The organism is Nocardioides panacihumi, assembly GCF_039530925.1.
GTDB classification, from domain to species: domain Bacteria; phylum Actinomycetota; class Actinomycetes; order Propionibacteriales; family Nocardioidaceae; genus Nocardioides; species Nocardioides panacihumi.
Map to the genome: position 1 here is coordinate 1 of NZ_BAAAPB010000003.1, position 2,688 is coordinate 2,688.

A 2,688-nucleotide genomic window follows, 5' to 3' on the forward strand; every position below is an offset into this window, starting at 1 on the left:
TGTTCGACGCTGACCTGGCCCAGCGGGTGGCCGGTGGGGGAGTGCAGGGTGGTGATGCCGTCGCCGGCGCCGTGCAGGGCTGCCTCGGCGAGGTGGACGTGCAGCACCACCCGCCGACGCCGTTGGGGTGTGGCGGGGGTTTGGGGGGTGTGGCCGCGGGCGAGGAGGCCGAGGGCTTTGGCGCGGCGTACGTCGAGGGGGCTGGTGTCGCCGGCGGTGGCGAGGTCGGCGGCGAGGTCGGCCAGGGCGGTGTCGAGGTCGAGGGCGTCGGCGACGTCGAGGATGGCGTCGAGGTGGCCGGTGGCGATGCCGGCGGGGCCGAGCTCGGAGAGGGCTTGGTGCAGGGTGATGGTGGCGTGGCGGGTCTCGAGGGCCTCCAGGGCGGCTTGGGCGGCGGTCTCGGGGTCGAACCGGATGATGGCCTCCTCGACCAGCCGCCTCAACACGATCGGGCCGACCCGGCCGGCGAGGTCGGCGACCTGGTCATCGACCCAGGCCGCGCCCTCGACCGGGAGTGCCATGGTGTGCTCGGCGATCCGCAGTGCCCGCCAGGCCGGGACCTGCCCGGCGCGGGTGGCGGCCCACACCCTGGGCAGCCGGTGGCCGAGCTCCAGACACCGGCCCAGGTAGAGGCGGGCGGCGTCGGTCGACATGCCGGCCACGGCCCCGAACTCGATCACCGCGAACTCGGCCACCCCCGGCGCCCCCGGCCCCGCCAGGGCCAGCTCGCCCTCGCTGCCCGGCAGCGTCGCCGCCCGGTGCATCGAGTCGGGGTGGATCGAGTCGGGGTGGATGGAGTCGGGGGAGTTGAACGCACAGAACTCCAACGCCAGCTCGACCTGGAGGACCTGCTCGAGGGCCTCACGGGCCTTCGAGGCACGAAACTCCGCCAGCAGGCCGCCGCTGGAATCCAGCGACGCGCCACCCGCAGCGAGCCCCGATATCGTCATGGACCAAGTCCATCAGAGACCACCGACAATCTGTTGGGTCAACTCACAGAGGCCGCACCACCCGACGAGAGACCGAGGACACCACGTGCACCCGACCTGGCTCACGATCTTCCTCGACCTGCCAGCGGCGAGTCACGAGCGCGGGGTGGAGTTCTGGCGGGCGGCGACCGGCTACGGATTGTCACCGACCCGTGGCGGGCACGACGAGTTCGCGACGCTCGTCCCGCCCGCCGGCGACGCGCACCTGAAGGTCCAGCGCACCCGCGAGGGCGAGCCGCGCGTACACCTCGACGTCCATGTCGACGACCTCGACCGGGCCGTCGCGCACGCGTCCGAGCACGGGGCGCATGTCCTCGCACGACCCGGTCACGCCGTGCTCCGCTCGCCCGCCGGCTTCGTGTTCTGCCTGGTCACCGAGCGGAACGCCGAGGCCGCGGCCCCGTCCGACTGGGGCACCCACCGATCGCGGGTCGACCAGCTCGCCATCGACATCGCGCACGACGCCTGGGAGACCGAGACCGACTTCTGGTCCGGCCTCACCGGCTGGCCGGTGCGGCGGGGGAGCCGACCGGAGTTCGCCAGGCTCGCCACGCCGGCGGAGCTGCCGGTGCGCATCCTGCTGCAGCGCCTCGACGAAGGCGCCACGAGAGGTCACGTCGACATCGCCACCGACGACCGCGGCCGGGAGGTCGAGCGGCTCACGGGGCACGGAGCCGAGCCCGTGAGAGCTGGCGCAGGCTGGACGGTGATGGCCGGGCCCGACGGCAGCACCTTCTGCGTCACCGACCGGCGGCCCGAGACCGGCCTCCTCGGCTGAGCTCACTCGTCGGGGACTACCGCAGGGTCTGAGAGCACCACGTCCCACGCGCACCCGCACCGCGGATGACGCGGCCACTCGCGGACGACCGGGGCGCCCGAGCCGAGCAGGATGGACGCCGACCAGGTCGTCGGCACCTCGCCGTCGACGTACGTCGCCAGGTCATGCACCGCGAGAGCGAGCGCCGCGGCCTGAAGCGTCGGTGACACCGGCACCGCGGCGGACGAGCGCGCGAGCTGGTCGGCGATGACGGCGCGTCGTGGGTCGGTCTCAGCGCGCGCGGCGTCGACGCACCGAAGGCACGCGGTCCGGCCCGGCACGACGAAAGGCCCGACCTCCCACCCGGTCGGTCCACCGCTGAGGACCAGGTGCGGCCGGCCGTCGCGGACCAGCGGGTCCAACCGCCCCCGCCGGACGGGGCCCAGCGCGGCCACGAGGGTCACCGTGGCGCCCGACGTGGCGGGCTGGATGCCCTCCGACCGGAGCAGCGCGGAGATCGTGTCGCCCACTCCGGGCGGCGCCTCGACCGCGATCCGGGCAGCCCGACGACGAGCCAACCGTCGTGGGGCGGACGGCCCGTGCTCGGCAGCCAGCCGGGCCTCGAGCGCAGATCCGGGCACGGCCACGACCAGCCCGGCGGCGCGAAGCCGGTCGAGCGCCCGTGCGGCGGGCAGGGTGGCGGGCGGCGACCAGGCCGCGTCCGGATCCGCGAGAGTGGTCAGCAGGCGTCGTACGTCGGGGGAGTCGGAGAGCACCACCCGGGCCGGCGCGTCCAGCCCGACCTGGAGGTGCTCGTCGTCGAACCGGGCGGTCTCCCAGCCCGGACGGAGCAAGGGGCGCCCGAGATCGTCCATGCGAGGACCCTGGCACGGATCGGCAGGCGGCCGCGGGGACCGTCCACAGGGGAAGGCTGTCGAGGAG

Annotated in this window: 3 protein-coding genes; 1 reads left to right on the plus strand and 2 read right to left on the minus strand. The window is 74.5% G+C overall.

All coding sequences use genetic code 11. From position 1 onward, the window contains the following. Positions 1-950, minus strand: a 950-nt coding sequence (locus tag ABD205_RS14545; RefSeq protein ID WP_486348420.1) for a 13E12 repeat family protein, incomplete at its 3' end; no start/stop codon positions are given. An 85-nt stretch (positions 951-1,035) separates the two neighbouring features. Between ABD205_RS14545 and ABD205_RS14550 the strand changes: the two genes are divergently transcribed. Next, a complete protein-coding gene (locus ABD205_RS14550; RefSeq protein WP_344045909.1) occupies positions 1,036-1,767 on the plus strand; it encodes a VOC family protein in 732 nt (243 codons plus the stop codon). 2 nt (positions 1,768-1,769) lie between these two features. On the opposite strand, the gene ABD205_RS14555 is transcribed toward ABD205_RS14550, so the two are convergent. After that, positions 1,770-2,621 (minus strand): hypothetical protein, encoded by an 852-nt coding sequence (locus ABD205_RS14555; RefSeq protein ID WP_344045911.1) that lies wholly within the window; start codon positions 2,619-2,621, stop codon positions 1,770-1,772. Positions 2,622-2,688 lie beyond the last annotated feature (67 nt).